At 68.7% G+C, this 20,198-nt stretch carries 14 protein-coding genes; 5 read left to right on the top strand and 9 right to left on the bottom strand.

The window, feature by feature from the left end; genetic code table 11:
* Nucleotides 1–83: 83 nt before the first annotated feature.
* The 5 genes from ACH34Q_RS32255 to drmA form a co-directional block, all read right to left on the bottom strand.
* Nucleotides 84–2,270 carry a DUF262 domain-containing protein gene (locus ACH34Q_RS32255; RefSeq protein ID WP_395986896.1) on the bottom strand — a complete coding sequence of 729 codons (2,187 nt, stop codon included), beginning with the start codon at nt 2,268–2,270 and terminating at the stop codon, nt 84–86.
* 72 nt (nt 2,271–2,342) lie between these two features.
* The gene (locus ACH34Q_RS32250) at nt 2,343–3,839 is read right to left on the bottom strand and encodes a protein kinase (protein ID WP_395986895.1); all 1,497 of its coding nucleotides are present in this window, start codon (nt 3,837–3,839) and stop codon (nt 2,343–2,345) included.
* A 1-nt stretch (nt 3,840) separates the two neighbouring features.
* Nucleotides 3,841–4,575 (bottom strand): DISARM system phospholipase D-like protein DrmC, encoded by a 735-nt coding sequence (gene drmC, locus ACH34Q_RS32245; RefSeq protein WP_395986894.1) that lies wholly within the window; start codon nt 4,573–4,575, stop codon nt 3,841–3,843.
* Nucleotides 4,572–6,476, bottom strand: a complete 1,905-nt coding sequence (gene drmB, locus ACH34Q_RS32240; protein WP_395986893.1) for a DrmB family protein — start codon at nt 6,474–6,476, stop codon at nt 4,572–4,574. The genes drmC and drmB overlap by 4 nt, the downstream gene beginning before the upstream one ends.
* A gap of 2 nt (nt 6,477–6,478) precedes the next feature.
* Nucleotides 6,479–10,324: a DISARM system helicase DrmA gene (drmA, locus tag ACH34Q_RS32235; protein ID WP_395986892.1), complete on the bottom strand. Its 3,846-nt coding sequence runs from the start codon at nt 10,322–10,324 to the stop codon at nt 6,479–6,481.
* Nucleotides 10,325–10,867: 543 nt separating this feature from the next.
* Between drmA and ACH34Q_RS32230 the strand changes: the two genes are divergently transcribed.
* The 4 genes from ACH34Q_RS32230 to ACH34Q_RS32215 are packed head-to-tail and all read left to right on the top strand — an operon-like array spanning nt 10,868 to nt 13,913.
* A complete protein-coding gene (locus ACH34Q_RS32230; protein ID WP_395986891.1) occupies nt 10,868–11,278 on the top strand; it encodes a hypothetical protein in 411 nt (136 codons plus the stop codon).
* Nucleotides 11,268–12,380, top strand: coding sequence for a hypothetical protein (locus tag ACH34Q_RS32225; protein ID WP_395986890.1), 1,113 nt, complete (start codon nt 11,268–11,270; stop codon nt 12,378–12,380). Before ACH34Q_RS32230 ends, ACH34Q_RS32225 begins: the two co-directional genes overlap by 11 nt.
* A gap of 41 nt (nt 12,381–12,421) precedes the next feature.
* Entirely contained in the window at nt 12,422–13,018 is a 597-nt protein-coding gene (locus ACH34Q_RS32220) for a hypothetical protein (protein ID WP_395986889.1), read from the top strand.
* Between the two features lies 1 nt (nt 13,019).
* Nucleotides 13,020–13,913, top strand: coding sequence for a hypothetical protein (locus tag ACH34Q_RS32215; RefSeq protein ID WP_395986888.1), 894 nt, complete (start codon nt 13,020–13,022; stop codon nt 13,911–13,913).
* A gap of 340 nt (nt 13,914–14,253) precedes the next feature.
* On the opposite strand, the gene ACH34Q_RS32210 is transcribed toward ACH34Q_RS32215, so the two are convergent.
* The 4 genes from ACH34Q_RS32210 to ACH34Q_RS32195 all read right to left on the bottom strand — a co-directional run bounded on the left by ACH34Q_RS32210 (nt 14,254) and on the right by ACH34Q_RS32195 (nt 19,569).
* Nucleotides 14,254–15,501, bottom strand: a complete 1,248-nt coding sequence (locus ACH34Q_RS32210) for a serine hydrolase domain-containing protein (RefSeq protein ID WP_395986887.1) — start codon at nt 15,499–15,501, stop codon at nt 14,254–14,256.
* 1,064 nt (nt 15,502–16,565) lie between these two features.
* On the bottom strand, nt 16,566–17,612 hold the full coding sequence (locus tag ACH34Q_RS32205) for a hypothetical protein (RefSeq protein ID WP_395986886.1): 1,047 nt from the start codon (nt 17,610–17,612) through the stop codon (nt 16,566–16,568).
* A 950-nt stretch (nt 17,613–18,562) separates the two neighbouring features.
* Nucleotides 18,563–18,751 carry a DUF397 domain-containing protein gene (locus tag ACH34Q_RS32200; protein ID WP_395986928.1) on the bottom strand — a complete coding sequence of 63 codons (189 nt, stop codon included), beginning with the start codon at nt 18,749–18,751 and terminating at the stop codon, nt 18,563–18,565.
* Nucleotides 18,751–19,569 (bottom strand): helix-turn-helix transcriptional regulator, encoded by an 819-nt coding sequence (locus tag ACH34Q_RS32195; protein ID WP_395986885.1) that lies wholly within the window; start codon nt 19,567–19,569, stop codon nt 18,751–18,753. Before ACH34Q_RS32195 ends, ACH34Q_RS32200 begins: the two co-directional genes overlap by 1 nt.
* A gap of 102 nt (nt 19,570–19,671) precedes the next feature.
* On the opposite strand from ACH34Q_RS32195, the gene ACH34Q_RS32190 reads away from it, so the two are divergent.
* Nucleotides 19,672–20,100 (top strand): ATP-binding protein, encoded by a 429-nt coding sequence (locus tag ACH34Q_RS32190; RefSeq protein WP_395986884.1) that lies wholly within the window; start codon nt 19,672–19,674, stop codon nt 20,098–20,100.
* The last annotated feature ends 98 nt before the right edge of the window (nt 20,101–20,198 follow it).

Below are 20,198 nucleotides of genomic sequence, written 5' to 3'. Positions count from 1 at the left end.
AATCCCAGTGAACACTGGCAAGGAATGCAGGCGCACGCCTGATCCGCGTGAATGCCCCTGGCCGGTCACGGGGCGCCACCCGCCTAGACTTCGGGCTCCTTGATGTTCCCCGCGTCATCGCGGACGAAGATCACCGTTTCCGATGTGAGCATCACTTCCCGGGCGCGCCAGGCCGCGTCACGGATGGCCCGTCCGAGAGCGGTGCCCTCATACCCGTACCAGTGCGCGAGGTGGTCACGCGCGGACTGGGGCAGCGGCATGCCGATGATCTGTTCGACCTGCGTGAACGTCACCATGATGCTGTCGTGGCTCTGATCCAGCAGCCACTGCCACAGTCGCAGGTACTTGCCGTTGTGCGGCACCTCGGCGGGGTTCAGTACATCGTTGCCGGGCGGCGGTTCGCTGGTCAGCGTCGGCGCGTTCTCCGGAGGCGTCCCCGCGCCCGGACGAGGCCAGATCGAGAGGATGCGATCGATCAGGGCGTCACTGCGCGCCTGCACGCTCTGCTCGTTCCACAGCTCCTGATGACCGGCGACCAGCTGGGCATTGAGCAGGAGTTGGCTGTGACCCAGCAGGTAATCACGCTTGCCCTGGTCTCCGAGGCCACGGGCGGCGGCCTCCTGACCCGTCCACGGCCGGTTGGACATCGCCGGGTTCAGTTTCTGGTTGACCAGCGTGAGGTTGCCCAGAAGATGAACGGATTTCTCCCGTTCGAGCTCCGCCACCTGGTTCCCCACGATCCCGGCGCCCCAGTGCTCCCGCCAGCCCTGAGGCAGGACGTGCTCCACTGTGAGGTTCTTCGGACAGCTCTCGCCCTCACCGAACGGGCCGCGCAAGGAGTCCTCCAGCGCTTCGAGCAACATGCGCAACCGCGGGCGGGTCAGATTCTTGTAGACCGGCTCATCACCCAGGCGGCTGCGCACATGCTCGTCGTCGGGCCAGTAGCGGGAGTCGGCGCGCTGCCCTGACAGCATCTCCTCGACCGCCTCACCAGCGGAGTCCGGCCCCGCCTTGTCGAGCGCCCGCAGCAGCTCGACGATCATGCGGTTGACGTCCTTGGAGGTGAGCCGGCACAGGGCCCTGCGGACCATCCAGCTCTCCAGGGCGCCGAGTGCCTTGTGCAACTGCGCGGCGGGAAGGCCCTTTTCCGACCAGCGCAACAGCCACAGGAGAACCGGTCCGACGGCCGCGGAGTTCAGCGCCTTGATGACGCGGTAGTAGAACGTCCCCGCGACAGTGGCGGCGTCCAGCTTCTCCATCTGCTCGTACACCCTGGCATCGGAGGCCAGTTCTGCCAGCAGGTCCGGGATCTGCGGCTGCATGGTGCGCACGTAGTCGCGAAATTCGCTGAACACCCGGTCGGTCTGAACCTCCCGGAGCAGCTTCATCGTGAGCCAGTAATTCAGGAACACATCGATGCGCGGGCGGAGCCGGCGGCCCTGGGCTATCGGCTGGCGCCAGTAGTCGTTGTCCAGCGGGGCCCAGTGCTCTTTGTAGAGGGCCTCGACATCGGAGTCCTGTGCTTGGGCGATCTGGAAGACCAAATTCTTGACCAGATCGGCCGCCAGCAGCGGGCTCCCCCGGTGGTTGAGGGTCTCGAAGATCACCTGGGCGTTGTCGCCCTTCTCCAGATCGATGACCACGAGTTTGAGATGGTCACGCAGGACGTGGACGAGCGTCTTGAGCCGGGCGGCCGCCTTGTCGGGATCACCTTCGACCTCCGCCCACTCGGCGATCTGCCGGACGAAGAAGGTGTGCGCCTCGACGATTCTGGCCGTCACCATGCCGGGCGGCACGACCGGGTCATCGTCCATGGCCACCCGGAAAGCGGGCTGGTCACGGTCCGTCGGCCATACCTTGTAGACCTCATCCGGGATCTGCGCGATCTGAGGATCATTGCGGACCAGGACCCGCAGCGCTTGGGCGTCCATGGACGCCCCATGGGCCTCGACCACCTTCTGGGCCGCGTCCAGGAGCAGTTGCAAAGTGGTGAGCCGCTGCTGGCCGTCGATGACATGCCGGACGGTGATGAATCCGGCCGGGTTCATCTGCTGGTCCAGGACGATGGCGCCGAGAAAGTGGGGAGGAACCGGCTCGGCGCCATACGCCACCGGCGCGTTCGGCAGCCTCTCGGCGACCACTCGAACGTCGTCCCACAGCGGCTGCCACTGGTCTTCGAGGATCCACACGTACGGCCGCTGGAAGAGCGGGACGACGTAGCGAATATGGTGGCCGAAGATCATCGCGGGGCTGAGCGTCTGCGCCTGCATGGGTTCCCTTCGAGAGGCGTACCGGAGGAGCCGCGTCGATTTCGCCGGCTCACGGTTCGTGAGGTCGGTTCCTCACATGCGGTCCAGGAGTCTGGTCAGGTCGGTGACCTTCGGGTGGTCGGGGCCATTGAGGCGTTGCAGGTCCGTCAGGAGGTCGCGGAGGGTCTGCAGGGCTTCCTCGCGGTGGTCGGCTCCGTAGAGGAGGAGGCCGATCTGGCGGCGCAGGTCCAGGACGCGGTCGTCGGTTTCGCCGTAGACGCGGAGCTGGTCGTGGAGCAGTTCGTCCAGGAGAGTGAGGGCGCGGTCGGTCTGGCCGCTGAGGGCGAGGCTGTTGGCCTCGTGGAGGCGCAGGCCGAGGACGGTTTCGGCGTCGGGGCCTTCGTGGGCGGCCAGGTCCTGGGCGAGAACGCGGAACGCGGAGGCTGCCTGGGAGTACTCGCCGGCCTTGTAGTGGACGTCGGCGAGGTCCTGGCGGAGGCCGATCATCTCCGAGTGGTCGCCGGGCATGACCTTCTCCGCTTGGGCGTAGGTGCTGTCCAGAACGTCGGCGGCCTCGGTGTAGCGGGAGTCGCGGGTGAGGCGTTCGGCCTGGCGGCGGGCTCGGGCGACGTCGCCGAGGCTGAACGGGGCGTCAGCGGGCGGCGCGGTGGCGGCGGCGGGCGCGGGGACGGGCGGGCCCAGGGTACGGCCCGTGATCGCCGCGTACATGCGGACGGCACCGGTCCCGGGGCGTACGGCTCCGGGGAGTTCAGGGAGTTCGCCGATGTGCGGGAGCAGGGCGTCGTACACCTTGCGGGCGGAGGGCGGGCGGTCGAACGGCTGCTTGGCGAGGAGCCGCTGGACCAGATCGGACAGGCCGGGCGGGACGTCGGGGCGCAGGCGGTTCACGGGGGTGGCGTGCTGGTAGATCTGGGCGTGCATGACCGAGGCCTGGGTGGGGCCCGCGAACGGGTCGCGGCCGCTCAGCATGCGGTAGAGGACGCAGCCCAGGGAGTACAGGTCGCTGAGAGCGCTGGGTTCGGCGCCCTGGACCTGTTCGGGGGCCATGTACGCGAGGGTGCCGAGCATCTGGCCCGAGCTGGTGAAGCGGGAGCGCTCGGAGGAGTCGAGGGCGACGGCGAGGCCGAAGTCCAGGACCTTGACGGCGCCGTCCCGGTCGATCATGAGGTTGCTGGGCTTGAGGTCGCGGTGCACCAGCAGCAGGCCGTGGGCCTGGTCGAGGACGGCGCAGGTCTGGGCGGCGACGGCGGCGGCCCAGCCGATCGGGAGCGGGTCCTGCTCGGCCAGCAGGTCGTCCAGCGACATCCCGTCGATGAGCTGCATGACGAGGTAGAGGCGGCCGTCGGCCTCGTCGGCGTCGTACAGGGCCGGGACGCCGGGGTGGTTCATCCGGGCGATGAGCCGGGATTCGCGCAGGAACCGGCCGGTCAGCTCGGGGTCGGGCGAGCTGATGAGCTTGACCGCGACGCGGCGGCGCAGGCGGGTGTCGACGGCGCCCCAGACCTCGCCCATGCCGCCCTTGCCGATGTGGACGGGGTCCAGGTCGTAGCGGCCGCCGAGGGTCGTCATCTCACATCCGTTCGAGGGTCCCGGCCGAACGTAGCGCGTCGAAGTGCTCGGCGGCGCGTTCGGGGGCGGTGCCGCCGTGGACGAGCAGGCCGGCCTCGATGTTGTCGCGCACGCCCGACTGAGTGAGGTTGGCGCTGGAGACCAGGAGTTCGCGCCGGTCGGCGACGGCGATCTTGGCGTGCATCCGTCCGGTGCGGCCGGTGGCGGGCCAGTGCCACAGTTCGACGCCGAGTCCGTGGAACGCGGCGGCGGGCTCGTCGCCCGAGAGGGCGCTGCCGGCTCCCTGGAGCGTCTCCACGACGACCCGTACGACGACGCGGCGGGACACGGCGGCCGCGAGGGCTTCGCGGAGGGGCTCGTACGGGCGGGCCGAGTAGGTCATCAGGAGCAGCTCGCGGGTTGCCTGGCCGACGAGGTGGGTCAGGACCTGAGCCGTGGAACGGACCGGTACGGCATGGCTCGTGGGGCCGCTCCACACCGATTCGACCTGGACCGGCCTGTGGGCGAGCGCGGTCGCGAGCCCGCGTAAGTACGCGGCCACGGCGGCGTCCGGGAGGTCGTCCTCGCCGCTGTAGGCGGCCACGATGGCGGCGACGTCGGCCGCGAAGCCAGGCACGCAGTCGCGTGGGTCATGCCCGCGCTCGATCCGTTCCGCGAGGGTACGCAGGCGTGCGGGACCCAGCCGCAGGGCGGGCTCGGCGGCGGCCTTTTCGAAGCGTTCCGCCGGCTCGTTCACGGAAGCTCCGGGTACAGGGCGAGGTCGCTGCCGTCGATGGGGACGACGAAGCGCCGGTCGAGGAACTTGTTGCCGCGCTCGCAGGTCGTCTCGGACACGAACAGGCAGACGTGGCAGGCGGCGCCGTGCAGGAAGTCGGCGGGCGCGTGCGGGAGCCGTTCGGCGCACAGGGGGTCGGACGAGCAGTGCCGGGCGTCGGCGAGGGCTCGGCGGGTGAGCTGGACGAGTCGTTCGGGCTCGGCCAGGGAGACCAGGCCGCCGAGGGTGCCCTCGGCGTCGGGTACGGCGGTGTAGATGAGGATGCCGCTGCGGTTCGGGTCGTTCTCGGTGCCCGAGTAGATGCGTTCGGACAGGCTGGCGGAGCTGTAGCCGCATTCCAGCGAGATCGTGCGGATCAGCAGGTGCGAGAGGGTGTGCAGGGCGATGAAGCGGGCTCCGGGCCAGTGCGCCATCACGTCGAAGTCGGCCATGCTGGCGATCCGCTCGGAGTAGCGGTTGCCCCGGTAGCGCCCGTACGCCTCGCGGTGGGCGCGCAACGCGCCGGAGCCGGCGATCCGTCCCTCCCACTCCTGGAGCAGGTCCTCGGGCAGCTTGAGGAAGATGCCTTCGCCGCGTACCTCGCTGGCCGGGACCCAGGACGGGCTGGAACGCGCGAGTGGCACCATCTGGACCAGTTCGGCGTCCTCGGGATCGGGCGCGTCGAGCCGGGTGAAACCGATCAGGGCGCGGACCTCGCGAAGCCGTTCGGCCTGGATGACGTCGGCGTAGATGTCCTTGAGCGGCCCGGGGACGCCGTCGAGGTCGCGGCGGAGCGTGAAGTCGTCGCTGGGGTCGGGGAGCTTGGCGGCGGAGAAGACCTCCCATTCGGGGGTGCGCAGGTCCACGGGGCCCTTGGTGTTCTCGTCGCGGTCACCGGCGCCGGCGAGTCTGGCCCGGTGCGCCTCGATCGCCTCGGCGACCTCGTCGTCGGTCCACCTGTCGAGCTCCTTGAACACGGGCGCGTTCTCCCTGGCCCAGTGGTACATCGCGCGCGGGACGTCCTCGATGTTGTCCCAGTGCTGCTCGACCTTGGCTCCGAGGGCGCTCGCGCCCGACTGCGGTACGGCGAGCGCTGCCAGGCCCTGCGCGAACCACTGGTTGGACGCACCGATGGTGAGCATCTTGGGCGCGCGGTCGCAGCCCTTGTCGAAGATGCCCAGGTGGGGGTGCCGGCCGCGGCAGCGCGGCAGGTTCTCCTCGCCGCGCTTGCCCTGGGCGTCGCGGATGTTGCGGCGCTCCTCGCAGTTGACGCACTTGATCTCGACGTTGGCGCCGAGGTTGCCGCCGCGGTCGTCCATGCGCAGCCGGGGGTGGGTGGCGACGGGGCAGTCGCCGCCGCGGTGCACGAAGTGGCTGTACGGGAATTCGTCGAGATGGCCGTTGGTGCAGGACAGGACGAAGCGCGCGGCCACCGCGAGCGGCTTCTTCCGCTTGCACTTCTCGTGGAAGAAGCGGGCCTCGTGCGGCTTGCGGGCCTTGCCGTTCTCGAAGCCGAAGACGCCCGAGTCGAGCGCGCCGAGGTCGTTGCAGGCCGTGCACCGGAACCAGTTGGGGAACGGCGCCACGGGCACGCCGACGCGGGCGGCGGGGCCGTTCGGGTCCTTGTCGAGCCCTTCCATCCACGGCGCGGGCATGAGACTGCGCACGCTCTCGGTGCGCAGGCTCCACTGGACGGCCTTCAGCAGCCGGGGCTCGTTGATCGGCATGGCCTCGGGCAGGCTCTGGTGGCTCCAGTCGTCCAGGCCCTTGACCAGGACGGAGAAGTTGGGCAGATCGACCAGGGCGCCGACGCCGCTGGTGAACATCAGGTGGCTGGGGCGGACGCTGCCGACCCTGCGGCGGAAGAGGGCGTTCTCGGTCATGGTCAGGCTCCCTTGCCGTCGAAGGCGGACTGGCCGAGCTCGTCGCCGGCCGGCTCGGCTTCGCCGTCGGCCTCGGCGGGCGGGCCGAACGACCAGGCGGGCTCGTGGTAGTGCGGGGTGAAGATGGACTCGCCGCCCGGGAAGAGCAGGTTGATCTCGTTCTCGGTCTCCCGCATGGACATCCCGGCGGTCATGGTCTCCCAGCGGCCGTTGCCGGCCGGTTTGAGGAGCCCCACGACCGTCTGCTTGTTCCAGGTGCCGTTCTGGTAGCCGAGCCGGGCGCTGCCGCCGCTGCGGCGCTTGTCCCACTCGTCCAGGACGACCTCGATCCGTTCGGCGAGGTAGTCGCGGCCGCGTGCCTGGGCGACGGCCTCGGCCCGGGCGAGCAGCCGCTTGACGATGCCCTGGACCAGCGGGTCGTCGCGGTCGACGTCGAACGCGTCGTGGTTGCGGGAGTGCCCCTCGACGGCGTGCCGGACCGCGGCGACGAGCGTGCCGGCCGTACCCCGGTCGAGGGACCTGCGTGTGTACGGGGTGACCGACAGCGCCTCGACCTGCCGGTAGAACGTGGCGTGGTAGTGCTCGAAGTCCTCGTAGTGGGCCAGGTCGCGCGGCCGGGACCAGTTGTAGAGGGTGACGACCAGGCCGGGCCTCCTGGCGTCGCGGCCGACGCGGGACGAGGCCTGGATGTACTCGGCCGTGTTCTTCGGCTGCCCGGTCATCACCATCAGCCCGAACCGCGAGACGTCCACGCCGACCTGGAGCATGGAGGTCGCGAGCACCACGTCCACAGGATCGAGCTGGTCGTCGCGCCGCTTGCCGAAGCGCTCGGCGAGCGGGTGCGCCGGTACGGGCTTGGCACCCGACTTGGCGGCGCGCCGTTCGGTGATGAACCGGGCCATCTCGGCGGGGGCGTCGTAGCGGCGCTTGGAGGTGTCGAGCTCGGGGTCGAACTCGTGCTCCAGCCGCTTGAGCACGTCGCTGATGTCGCCGGAGGAGATCCGTGAGGTCAGCTCCTGGATGGCGAGCATGCCGGTACGGGTGACGATGCGGTCCGACAGCCCCTTGGCCTTGCCATGCCGCCGGACCCGGGTGGTGACGTCGTCGTCCAGGTAGCGGCGCATCCCGGCCAGCTCGCGGGTGGCGCTGAAGTAGCCGACCAGGGTCATGTACGGGTCGGCGGGCGCGCCGTAGCGGTCGTAGAGGGTCTGGCCGGCCAGCAGCAGGATCTCCGCCAGCCGGATCTCGGCGGACTTGAACCGGACGCCGTGCGCGCACACGCCCAGGTAGCGGCGGCCCGGGTTCTCGGGCGTGACCGGCTCCTGCCGCGAGAAGAACGTGTCGGAGACGTCGATGACCTGCGGCGGGAACACCGCCAGATCGCGGCCGAAGACGCCGAGGACCTGCTGCCTGGCCCGCTTGGTGGTAGCGGTGGACGCGACGATCTTGGGGCCGGTACGGCCCGTCCCGTACGGCCAGGCCGTCAGCTCGCCCACCGCGGCCTCGAACAGGCCCACCGTCGTGCCGAGCGCGCCGGAGATCAGGTGCAGCTCGTCCTGGATGATCAGGTCCGGGGGCCGCAGCCGGACGATCGGCCGGGCCTGCCCGCCGGGCAGGGAGCCCTTCCTGTGGTGCGAGCCGGCGCAGCCGATCTTCTCGTCCAGGTCATCGTGGCGGAAGCCGTGCCGGTCGCAGCGGCTGCGGGTGCGGCCGAACAGGATCCCCGCGTACCCCTTCCAGGGCAGCTGGGCGAGCTTGTCGACGGTGGCGATGACCAGGCTGGGCGCGTACCTGTAGATCTCCTCGTCGACGGTCAGGATCGGGAGTCCCTCGTCCCTGGCCATCCGCTTGGAGAACGGGCAGGCGTCCTGGCCCTCGCCCCGCGCGCAGTACAGCAGGATCCGGCGGCGGTCATCGTCGATGTGCAGGTTGCGCTCGGCCAGCAACTTCTCGCCGCACCAGGGGCACGCGAGCGTCTGCAGCACGTTGGCGCGGTGCCCGCGCCCGGAGTCGCGCGCCTCGATGACCTGGTCCTTGGCGTCCTGGAACCAGTTGGGCGACACGCTCGCGCCGACCCAGAGCCCGATCCTGAACGGCTCGCTCCCCCAGACCTCGGGGTCGCGCTGCCGCAGCACCTCGGCCGCGCACACCAGCGCAGCCGCACGCTGGAACTGCTGCGCGGTCAGAAGCCGCAGCGTGTAACGCATGAGCACCGCCACGCCCGCGAGCCCGTCGCGGGCGTCCTCGCCGGCGCCCAGCGTCCCCTGGAGCCGCCGGATCGCGAACGTGAACGCGGTCAGCCCGAGGTAGGCCTCGGTCTTGCCGCCGCCGGTGGGGAAGAACAGCAGGTCGACCAGCGCGGTGTGGTCGGCGGTGCGCTCGGGGTGGCCCGGGTCGGTCAGCGACGGCAGGTTGAGCAGCACGAACGCCAGCTGGAACGGCCGCCAGCTCGCCGCCCCCGCACCCCGTGCGGCGATCTCCGCCTCGGCCTCGGCGAAGCCCAGCCCCTCGTCCCGCAGCGGCGCGAGCGCGGTGTGGCGGCGCTGGAGCGCCATCGCCTCGTTCGCGAAGTGGAAGGCCTGGAGCGCCTCGCCATGGAACGGCTCGCCCGGCTCGGAGATCAGCCGCACTCCGGCCGCGATGCGCCCGGCCGCGCGGCGCGCGTCCTGGACGGCGGTGACGGCGGCGCCCTGGAGCGGCCCGGGCAGGCCCGGGATCTCGGCCTCACGCCGTTCGAGCCAGCTCTGGTATCCGTCGATCAGCGGCTGGAGCCCGGCCTTGAGCTCCGCCGGGCCCGCCGTGGCCAGGACGTCCATCGACAGCTCGACATGCTCCAGCGGCGTGCCGGGGCCGGTCGGCGCGATGGTGGCGGGGACGTTGTGGACCGGCAGCCAGGTGGTGGTCAGCCGGTGCGCCACCCGGTCCCCAGCCGCGATGTCGGCGTGGACGGCGACGTTGCGCCCGGCGGCGTAGCGGCGCTCGTTGCGGTAGAGCAGCCGCAGATGGAGCTCCTCGGCATCGTCGCCGACCGCGTCGACGTCGTCGGCCGGATCGTCCACCGGCAGGAAGATCGCCCGCGCACCGTCCAGCGCGGTCACGGTCAGCTCCGGCTGGAACATCCAGGCGGTGTCCTTGTTGGTCGCCGGCTCCTGCTGCTGGTTGATCAGCGCGATCTCGACGACCCGCTTGCCGTCACGCGGCCGCACCGTGACCGCGAGCAGGACGCCGGGTGCGTCCTCGTGCTCGCCGGTCAGCGGGATCCGGTACGACTCCTCTGCGTCGAGCCGCACCACGCGGTCGTACGGGACGGGCTCGCGCGCCCAGGCCCGCGTCTTCTTGCCGTCCTCGGTCTCCTGCTCGTGCTGCTGGTAGCGCCCCCACTCCGCGTGCACGCTGACCGTCTCCACGTCCCCCGGCACGCAGAACGACAGGCCCATCGACGAGGCCCAGATCCGCCCGAGCGCCTGCGGTGTGACGACCTCGGGCAGCTCGCTCTCGGTCCCCTCGTTGACTCCGGTCTCGGTGTCGGGCATCTCGTCGGCGGCCTGGACGGCGGAGGTCGCCGCGTGCTTGGGCCCGAGCATCCCGACCAGGTAGCGCTCGCGGGGCCCCATCGCCTTGGGCTTGAACTCCTCCAGCGGACCGTCCCAGGGACCGAGCAGATCGCGCCGGATGAGCGACTCCAGCTCGTCGCGTACCTCGAAGGACGTCCCGTCGGCGAACGCCTGCGGCTGGTCCAGGGGATGCTCCGCCTTGACCGGTTCGACCGGCCGACCCGGACCTCCCCGCCCCATCGCGAGCTGCTCTCCGTCAGGGTGCGGGAACAGCCCGTCGGTTCCTCCGGTCACGGCGACTCCAGATCTGGATCATGAAACTGCGTGTGTACCGAATACACAAGCACATCCCTGTGACACTACGCCACGCGGAACGTAGGACGCTCCAGCCTCCCGGCCCGTTGACCGGGATCACGGCATGAAGATCGGTTCTTCCGCACTGGACGGCGGCCGCACCCGCGAGTGCATCGACCCGGATCCGGCCGGAAGTCGACTCGAACGATCAAGCCGGCGGGATCCAGTCCGGCTACCAACAATGGTTAATAGTCAATTCCTTTACTAGTGATATCGGCACCGTGCCAACGCGGCCCGGACGACATCGCGCGGGTCTTGACACCCACGCCAGGACCGAATGGTTGATCACGCTGCCGCATGATCCCTTCTGGAACGCGCCATTTGGCGGTGGTATGCCCGGTGATCTCAGCGGCTTCTTGATCAGGCGGAAAGAATCACCTTGCTTTCTCGGGTGAATCCTGGAACGTGCTCGCGGAGTAGGCCAAACTCGAGGACCATACGAACCCGGAGGGCGAGACCGCCCGCATCGGAAGGTGTGGCGATATGGACCCGGCCCTGGCGGGCCTCGCCGGCGCTGCGGGAGCCGCGCTGGTGCAGGCCATGGCCACGGACTTCTGGAGTACGGCCCGCGTGCGGTTCGCGCGGATGGTCGGCCGCGCACCCGATGCGGTCCCGGAGGAACTGGTCGGTGAGCTGGAGGAATCGGCCCGCAGGGTGACCGGGGAAGTCCATCCGGAAGTGGCCGTTCAGGCCGAGCGGGAGAGATGGACCGCCGTGCTGGTGAGGTTCCTGGTCGAGCATCCCGAGGCCGCGGCAGAGGCACAAGAATTCGTCCATAGTGTGCAGCGCGGGGTGAACACGGAAGGCTCGCAGAATGTGAGCGCCGGCCGTGATGCGTTCATCTCCGGCCGGGACCAGCACATTTCCTTTCGTGCGGGCGACGATGAGCGATGAGATCGCCGGAGATGTCGTAGCCAGGCGGGACGCCTTCACGGCCATGCGCGACATCTATGTGACGGCCGTGCTGGGCAAAGCCGTCCTGCCGGACAATGTGGTCGATTACCAGCGCGAACGGCCTGTCTTCGTGCAGTACACCAATCCCGAGGTCCTCGCCTGCTATGGGCGGGACGTCTCGGGAACGCATGGCGACCTCATGCTGGCCCAGGCTCTGGACGCCACCCGGCTGGCGGTCCTGCTGACCGAGAGCCACCTGGTGGTCCCGGCCTCCTACCTCTTCGAGATCCCCTGGTACCGGATCTTCCTCGGTTGCCTCCAGCCGCTGATCGACGCCGGAGCCGTCCGCTACACCTCGCCGGTGCCCGATCTGGCCGCGTACCAGGAGATGAAGGCGGCCGAGTACCGGCGTGATCGCGTCAACACCTACCTGGGCGCGACCGCGCCCAGGTATCCGGGCCTCATGTGGGCTCCCCGGCATGGTGGCGGGGTAGCCGGTGATATCGGGGAGCTGTGGCGGAAGGCGCTGCTCCCTGGTGGTGACCTGCATGGGGTCGTGACCGGCACCGCCCGGAGGTGGCGCCGGTCCCACCTCCGGGCGGAACGCATGCTCGCCAGGACGCCCGAACGGCTCGAAGGGCAGGCGTTCATCGCACGGTTCGTCGAGCCCACGCTGCCGACTCCACCGGCCCCCGCGGAACGTGCCCTGCTCGCGTTCTTCCTCTCCCGCGCCTATCTGCGCGGCTACCTGCTCGGCCTGGACGCCTCGCTCCTGACCGATCTCCCAGTAGGCGACCTGACCTGCGGTCTCAGTGGAATGGACGGCCGGTTGCTGTCGGCACGCCGGATGGAGCCGGCGCTGCACTGGATCAGGATCCACGAGTTCGTGCACAGGATCGCGAGCTGGGAGGAGTTGCTCCGGCTCAGATCGCTGCCCGAGTTCGGGTTCGTCATGGAACGCCTCTTCGGAGAGCGCTCGATCGGACCGCTGAGGATCGCGGCGCTGAAGGCCAGGCGATCGGCCCGCCTCCAGCGCGCGGACGGCTATGCCGGGGCGAAGGCGAACGTCTCGGCGGTCGCCGAAGCACTTGCCGACTACTAGCGACCACCCTGCCGCGACCACCGACACGAGAGGGACCACCGATGACCATTTCCGTCTACTGCTCAGGATCGATCTCGAAGGGGGCTTCGGACGAGAAGAAGCTCTGCTGGTCGGACATCGAGAGGTTCGAGGTGGCCAAGGGCGCCGCCCCGCACGAGATCGTCTTCCTGAATCCGGACGATCCCATCACCGATCCGGAGAACACGCTCGGGCAGTTCGGGCGGGACATGTACCAGGTGATGGTGGCCTCGGCGATCATCGTGGACGCCCGGGAACGGCGCGGCCTCGGCATCGGGGTCGAGATGACCGCGGCGGCCATCCTCGGCACGCCGCTCATCGTCGTCGCCCCCCGCAACTCCAAGTACCGCGCCGACGAGCTGGAGTATCGCGGCGTCCGTGTGCGTGACTACGTCCATCCCCACGTCGCCGCACTGGCCACGGAGGTCACCGAGGACTTCGTGCACGCCGGCGAGGCGCTCGTCCGGCATGCCCGGCCCTCGGCGCCGTCCGCGCGGCCATTGCCGGAGTGGCTCGACCGGGCCGTCACGGAGTATCGGACCAACGTCCTTCCCGGCGACCCGCCCATGCAGGAAGCACTGAGACGGCTGGAGGCGGGGGCCTGCGGCGGAAGAGTCTGAGGTGATCGGCGATACGGGATCGAGCACCGCCGAACTCATCGGGGACGGCCGATGCGAGCCGAGGATGTTCCTCGTTCACAACACCGCTCTCGAAGAGCTGCTGTTCGACCGCAACCTCACCGGGGTCGCCTTCCGAGACGCCTGCCTGCGCTCCAGCCGGCACTTCATCGCCCACCTCGCCGACGAGTACCGGCCCGCCGACACCGCCGAACTGATCATCCTGAGCAAGGGGCTGGTCTACCAGCTCGCCTCGGCGGTGGCGGCGGAGACCGGCCACAACCTGCCCGCCAACATGATCGCCACATCCCGGGCCGCCGTGTCCGCGCAGCAGGCCCGAGTCGAGGTGCCGTACGAGCAGTTCGATGCACCGGCGGACGTCCTGCTCATCGGCGACACCGTGGCCTCCGGAGCGACGATCGTCACCGCGCTGCGGCACTTCCTGGACGCGCACCCGCTCTCCCAGGTCTACGTCGTCTCGTACGCCGGGACCCTGCTCGGCGCCGGCCGGATCGCGGAGTTCTGCGCGGAGCGGCAGGTCGGAGTGACGTTCCTGTACGGCCTCGCCGCGTTCGGTCTCGGTGACAACGGGTTCGACCTGTCGTTCCTGCATCCGGGCACGGTGACGTCCGACCGCTATGTCGACAGGGCGCAGCGGCAGTTCTCCGGCAAGCCCGTGTCGGCGGTCGGCTGGGACTTCGGTTCCCAGAGCATGGCCCCCGCCAAGTACCGGCGGCTGTGCTGGGTGGAGGCGGAGTTGTGGGACCTCCACGAGTCGGACGGCCTTGCCCTTACAGAGAGACCCGGCGACTGGGCCGAACTCGTCCACGAACGTGCCGCGTTCGAGAGCGCCCTGGAGACGCTCGACGCCGCCCCTCCAAAGTCCGAGCGGCAGTAGCCCCGGTAACGGTCCCCCGTCACGCCCGGGAGCCCGCGAGGCGGCCGTCATGACACGGATCCGGGCGCGGCTTCTGGTCGCGTTGCATCGGTCGGCGCCGGCCACCGACCGGAAGGTGAACGAGTGGACCTGGGCCTGGACGCCACCGGCAAGGGTGAACGTGCGGTGCACGGCGGCGTCCAGGTACACCGTCGACCACGGAACGACGCAATTCACAACCAGGTCGAGGACGCTCAGCTGGTTCTCCAGACCGCGTTCGTACCGGTGGTACAGCTCGCCCGCCGCAGGTCAGAAGCTGTCTCTGAACCGAGACCATCGGTTCAGGGACTGCTCCTCCTTGCTAACCCGTGACGGCCTGCGTCTCCCGCCGGGACATCTCTTGCAGCGGCACGCCGTCGATGTTGCTGAGGATGACCCCGACCCAGCCGGTGTCGGGGTAGATGGTCCAGTTGGCGCCGACTCCGGGGTTGCCGCCGCCGCGGCTCCACGCCCACTGGCCGTTGACGATACGGACCGGCATCGAGTAGGCGTTGAACGACGCGTCGGCGGTGGCGGCCTGGACACCCTGCCTCTGGGGCGCCTGGGGGATCTTGGCCCCGGTGAGCAGATCGGCGTAGTGCCGGTCCAGCAATGTGCCGTCGCGCAGCGCGTTGCCGAACCGGACCAGATCGGGCGCGGTGGCGAAACCACCGTCCCCGAGGGAATCGATGAAGGCGCGGCCCGGATTCTTGCCCAGCATGGCCGGGCTGCCCTTGTCCAGGTTGCGGATCGCGTCCACCTGGCTGCCATCGGCCAGCGTCATGTACGGATGCGCGATGTGCTCGCCGGTGAGCCACTGCGGCCTGGTGCAGAACGCCGAGCCGGTCATGCCGCAGCGCCCGAAGATGTTCTCCTGGACGTAGTCCCAGTACGTCTTGCCGCTCACGGCCTCCACGATCAGCGCGGCCATGACGATGCCGGCGCCGCCGCCGCTGGTGTGGCCCTGGCCGGCCGAGCCCGGGGGGACCACCAGCTTCGCCTGCCGGGACCACTGCTGGTAGTACTCGTGCACCTCCTCCCTGCTGTTGAAGACGCGTTGCACGTCCAGCTCCGGGGCGTCCAGCCCGGCAGTGGCGGTGAGCAAGTGGTGGATGTTCACCTGCTCGGCGATGTCCTGGTCGTAGCCCTGCAAATGGGTGCCCACCGTGTCATACAGCTTGACTTTGCCCTGCTGTGCCAGCTGCAGAATGGCCACCGCGAGGAACGGCTTGCCCGCCGAGCTGAGGGTGAACGCGATGCCCTGATGATTGCGGATCCTCTTCTCCTTGTCGGCCATGCCGTAGCTGCGCGACAGCACCGTCCGGCCCCGGTGCGACAGCAGCACCACGCCGGAGAACTTGCCCTGCGCGGCCAACTCGGCTACGTACCGGTCGTAGGCTCCGCCGGGCCGGGTGTCCGGCGGGACATCGTGGCCGGTCGGGGCCGGGTCGGCGTACCCGGGCCGGGAGCCCGCCATCTGCGCGCCGGCCACCACGCCGGCGGCCGCCAGCCCGCCTCCCCACCCGAGCAGCCGCCGCCGGTCGACACCGCGTACAGAATCCTCGTCCATGATCATGGCCTTTCCTGATCGACAAACCTGATCACCATCCGGCCCGCACCGTTCTAGCCAACCGACGGTCACAGCAGGGTGCCGACAGCTGTGACGCGGCTGTGACTCGGGGCTGCGGGAGGCGCGGACTCCGCGGTGGCCTCCGAAGCCGGGGACACCATGCCCCTGGCCATGGCAGGTGCTGGGGCGACTCGTCGGCAAGCTCCGCAGTGCCAGTTCGCGATCTCGCACTGAGGTTTCAAGAACCCCTCTCAGCGCCCTCGACCTTGGCGGGCAGGACCGCGGCAAAGCTCAGCGAACACCCTGAATCCCACTTCTACCAGGGCGTCGAGTTCCCTAGCCGAAGACTGGCTCAACGGGGGGATCGGTGTCGGGCCAGATGTCAGGGCGACCCTGCCGAGCGGTGGCTGATCTGATCGGACCATGGCGCGCCCATGGGACGATCTGCGAGTGGCGCGCTGTGAGCGTTTCGTGGAGGAGTTGCTCGACTTCCTACTGACGCGGCTGGATGAGGCAGGCTTCGAACGACTCGTGGTGCATGAACCTCGGCGGATGTCAGCCGCATACGTCTTTGCCGACGGCGGTCGATGCGAGACGCGAGTGGCGCAGTTCACCGGCTGCAGGAAGTAAGAGCGCAGAGGGAGCTCACCTCAGTAGCGCACTTGAAGGACCCCGGAATTGATCGGGAAAAAGGCTCTACGGCGTGGCCCCATCTAAGTAGCCCGAGCCCGGTTCGTGTCACCGCCGTGGGCAGCACCTCAACGAGACCGGCCATCGTGAGCCCCGCCGCCATGAGCAGTTCCTGGACCTCGTCGATGGTTCGGCAGTAGCCGCGGGCTCTGGCGGCACCCGAGGCGGCGGACGCGCAGCCACTCGACGCCATCGAGCTTTATCAGCTCCACGTCCCAGCCGCTATCTGGGGTGGAACGGGCTGTTCGGCGCGTCTTCACAGGTGGCGCCGTTGCGGTCGCGTCTGTCAGCAGACGGGCAGGCTCAGAGATTGACACGCCGCTGTCCCGCGTCCATGGAGCGCGCGTCGATCGCTTGGCCGAGCGCGGTGGTGGTCAGGTTCGGCGTAGTTCGGCGAACCGGACTCGGGCGGCGCTCATCCGCGGTAGGTCGAGAACGTGGCGGCGAAGCGGTACGAGGAACATCGAGCCCGTCCAGACGGATACCTGGCCGATGCCGCAGATCCCCAAGACCCAGGCCTCGAAGGCGGACGGGGATTCCTGGAAGAAGGCCTTGGCGTCGGGTACGAACAGGAGGAAGAAAGCGAGTCCCCCGGCGAGCGGCAGGGCAGCCGCCGTGGCGAGTGCGGCGGCGGACCAGGATCTGAGCCGCCAGGCCCCTGCGGCGGCCAGGACCGGCGTCAGCATTCCGAGGCTGACGAAGCCGAGCACGGCCCACCAGGCCGTGCTCCACCAGGATCGGTGGACGGGACGTTCCACCTGCGGGTACTGGTCGAGTTGGAGTAGTGCTCTCGTTCTCGCGTCCACAGCGGCTCCGCCGTAGGCCACGGAGTGGAGTATCCCGTTGTAGACCAGGTTCCACAGATCGCGGTTCCGCATGAGCGCTCTGGCGTCGATCGATACTCTGCTGCCGCCGGAATCGATGAGGAGGAGGATGGAAGTCTCGCTATATCTGTTGACGGACACTCTTACCAGTTCGTAAGTGTCCACCCGGCTGTTCCCGTAGCGCAGCCAGTCCGCGCCGGCCGCCAGCCAGAGCTTCCGGTAGAGGCCGGCTGCGAAGGCCACCATGGCCACCAGCGCCGGCAGCCACAGCAGGGGATTGGGCATCCAGCCGTACGCCTCGGTGCCCAGCATGGCGATGAGGCCGTCGAGTTCCGATTCCAGGCCCTGGGTGATGGTGATGTAGATCAGCGTGGTGGTGAATACGGGAAGGCCGACCGACACGGCGATGAGGCCGATGACGTCCCGGCGGCGCGGGTTGAGCCAGGCCAGCGCCGGTCCGCGCCCGTTCGGGGAATCGAGTTTCGCCCCACCCGGAGAGTTGTCGCGTGCACGGGGCTCGCCCTGCAGCGGCGCGTCCGGTGGCCGCGGTCGTCCTGTCAGGGGATCGGGGCGGGGCGGAACCGGCAGGTGACTCACGCCGGAAACGATACTCGGCATTCACATTCCGGCACCCTGGGAAATTGCAGGGCATCCGGTTCGCGAATGCCGACATTCATTACGCGGCCAAGACAGTGCCACTACGGTGGGTGATCGGCGCCGTGGTCACGGCCGTCGCTCAGGAGCGTCGGGCAGCCCGTACTGCTGATCCTTGGCGGCCGAGAGTTCCACCCGACACCGATGGCAGTCAACGGAGTCGATCGAGTGCCACCGCGCGAGCCGTGGCTATAGGCCGTTCAGTTTCCTGCGCTCGCGTTCGCGCCGACGCCTGTACTTCCGTCGCGCCCTGCTATTGAGAGGCTTGGACGCTGCCGGGTCACCCGCCATCTTCTGGAGGAGTTCCGTCTCCAGAACCTCCCGACGCGAGTCACGCTCCAAGGGCTCGCCCACACTGCCATTCCGAACGACGGCGCGCTTGCGCCGTCCATCGGACCAGTACTCCCCCATGCCACTCCCCACCCAGGCACCACAGAGGGGCAACGTACAGGCGGTGTCTCAGGACGACAAGATCCCGCCGCGAAGAAGGAGCAGCGGTACGACCTGGGACGGGACAGTGATCACCGGCACCGCAACACTCGGATGCCTGAGGCGGGCACCGACTGCATTTGCCGAAGCCTCGCTGTAGACATCCACGCTGCGCGCAGGGTCGCCGCTACCGCTGGAGCATCGACACGGAGTACCGGGCGGCGGAGGCGCAGGGCCCTCCGATGGACGAGGGGGAAGCGCGGCGGCGCGCCCCGCGCGATCGTCTCGGCGCGGCACTGCTGGGCGCGGCCCTCGGAGCCGGCGCCACCCTGGCCGGACGACACCTGAGCAGGACGATCCGCCGCACCGCTCCCCTCGTTGACCCGTGGCGTGTTCGCCCTATCCCGTACGCGAGAAGGCGAACACGCCACGAGTCAACGGGCAGGAACGGGCCGGGGGCGAGGTCAGGAGGTGGACGAGCTGTGCTTGATCTGCTCAACCAGCCCGGCGAACTGATCAACGGACAGGCTCAGATGCCCACCAGCCGGGTCCTTGGAGTCCCTGACCCCCACACTCTCTGCAAGCTGTGCCAACTCGACGCACTGCTCGTCGTTGACACCGCCACTGTGGGAGCTCTTCCGCCAACTCGGCATCATGTGTAGTTCTCCAGGTACTGATCGACAAGACCGACCGAGGCATCTTCGGGCAGCGCCTTCGCCCCGATGCGGTCGAACATAGTCGAAAAGTGCCGAGTCTCGCCGGGGGCTTCGATCAACCTCCCACCGTTCTGCGCCCCCGCGAATGCGACATCTCGGCCCTCCAGGCTGACCACCTGGAACGGGCCGTCTAGCCCCCAGTGAGGTCCGGCCGAGGTGGGGACGATACGCATGATCACGTGCGGCAGACAGGCCATCTTCCGGAGATGCTCAAGCTGAGCCCTCATGACCTCCGTTCCGCCGACCGGGCGGGCCAGCACGCTTTCGTCGATGAGCAGCCACAGCAGCGGCGGATTTTCACGCTCCAGGATGACGTTCTGGCGATGCATGCGCCGAGTGATCTTCGCCTCTGGATCTTCTGTGGGCCAACTGGCCTGTACGAGCCCCCGAATGTAGTCCTCGGTCTGGAAGGGCCTCGGTATGACCTGGCCGTGGTAGATCTTCATCGACGTCGATTGCTTCTCGTACCCCATGACTTGGCGCGCCCAGTCGGGATCATGCGCCATGCGGGCGTACCAGAGCAGGAGTTGGAAGAGCAGGCCCGTCCCGTACTTCAGGTCGAGCATCCGCATCCAGTCATCATGGGGCCGCTGCCGACCTGCCTCCAGGTTGGAAACAGTAGAACGGGCGGCTCCGATGATCTGTCCGCACTGCGTTAGGGACAGCCCCTCCTTCTCGCGCCACCAGCGCAGGTAGAAGGCGAGGAAGTGATACATCGAGTCTCTGGGGTCGAGTGGATCGCGGACGAGCGGCATTGATCCTCCGCTGTTTTTGGGTTCTTCGAGTACCCGGCGAGCGTAGAACGCACGCCCGAATCTTGTGCACAGGAAATCGGGAACTGTGTCCAGGAGGCGACAATGCTGGCACCGAGGACAGACGGCCTGTTCATGCCGATGCTAGGCTCCCCCGCCGCAGTCGGGTTGGCGCGTACACTTGCCGATCAACGGCTACGCAAATGGGACTATTTTCACATTCTCGACGATGCTCTACTTATCGTCGCAGAACTAGTAACCAATGCCGCAGAGGCAACCCCACTCCGCGAGATCCGCCTTCAACTCAGCCGTGACGTCGAAGGGATCATCATCGCCGTCTGGGACTCCAGCCGGCGGCTCCCCAAGCCCAAGCCCATCGTCGAACTCACCCTCGAAGATCTCGATCTCTCCGAAGAGTCCTTCGACAACAACGGCGGCTGGGGCCTCCCCCTCGTACAGGCGCTCTCCACAGCCTGCGGCTACACACTCGACCCCAACGGAGGCAAATGGGTCTGGTCCCGCATATGCCCATAAAGCAAGCCAGCGGTGACCGCAAGCTTCACCGCGCGGCCACACCCTTACGTTGACTCGTGGCGTGTTCGCCTGTTCCGCAACCTGGAAAGGCGAACACG

Source organism: Actinomadura sp. 9N407 (assembly GCF_044326315.1).
In the GTDB taxonomy this organism is placed as follows: Bacteria; Actinomycetota; Actinomycetes; order Streptosporangiales; family Streptosporangiaceae; genus Spirillospora.
This window is presented reverse-complemented; position numbering and strand designations above follow the sequence as displayed.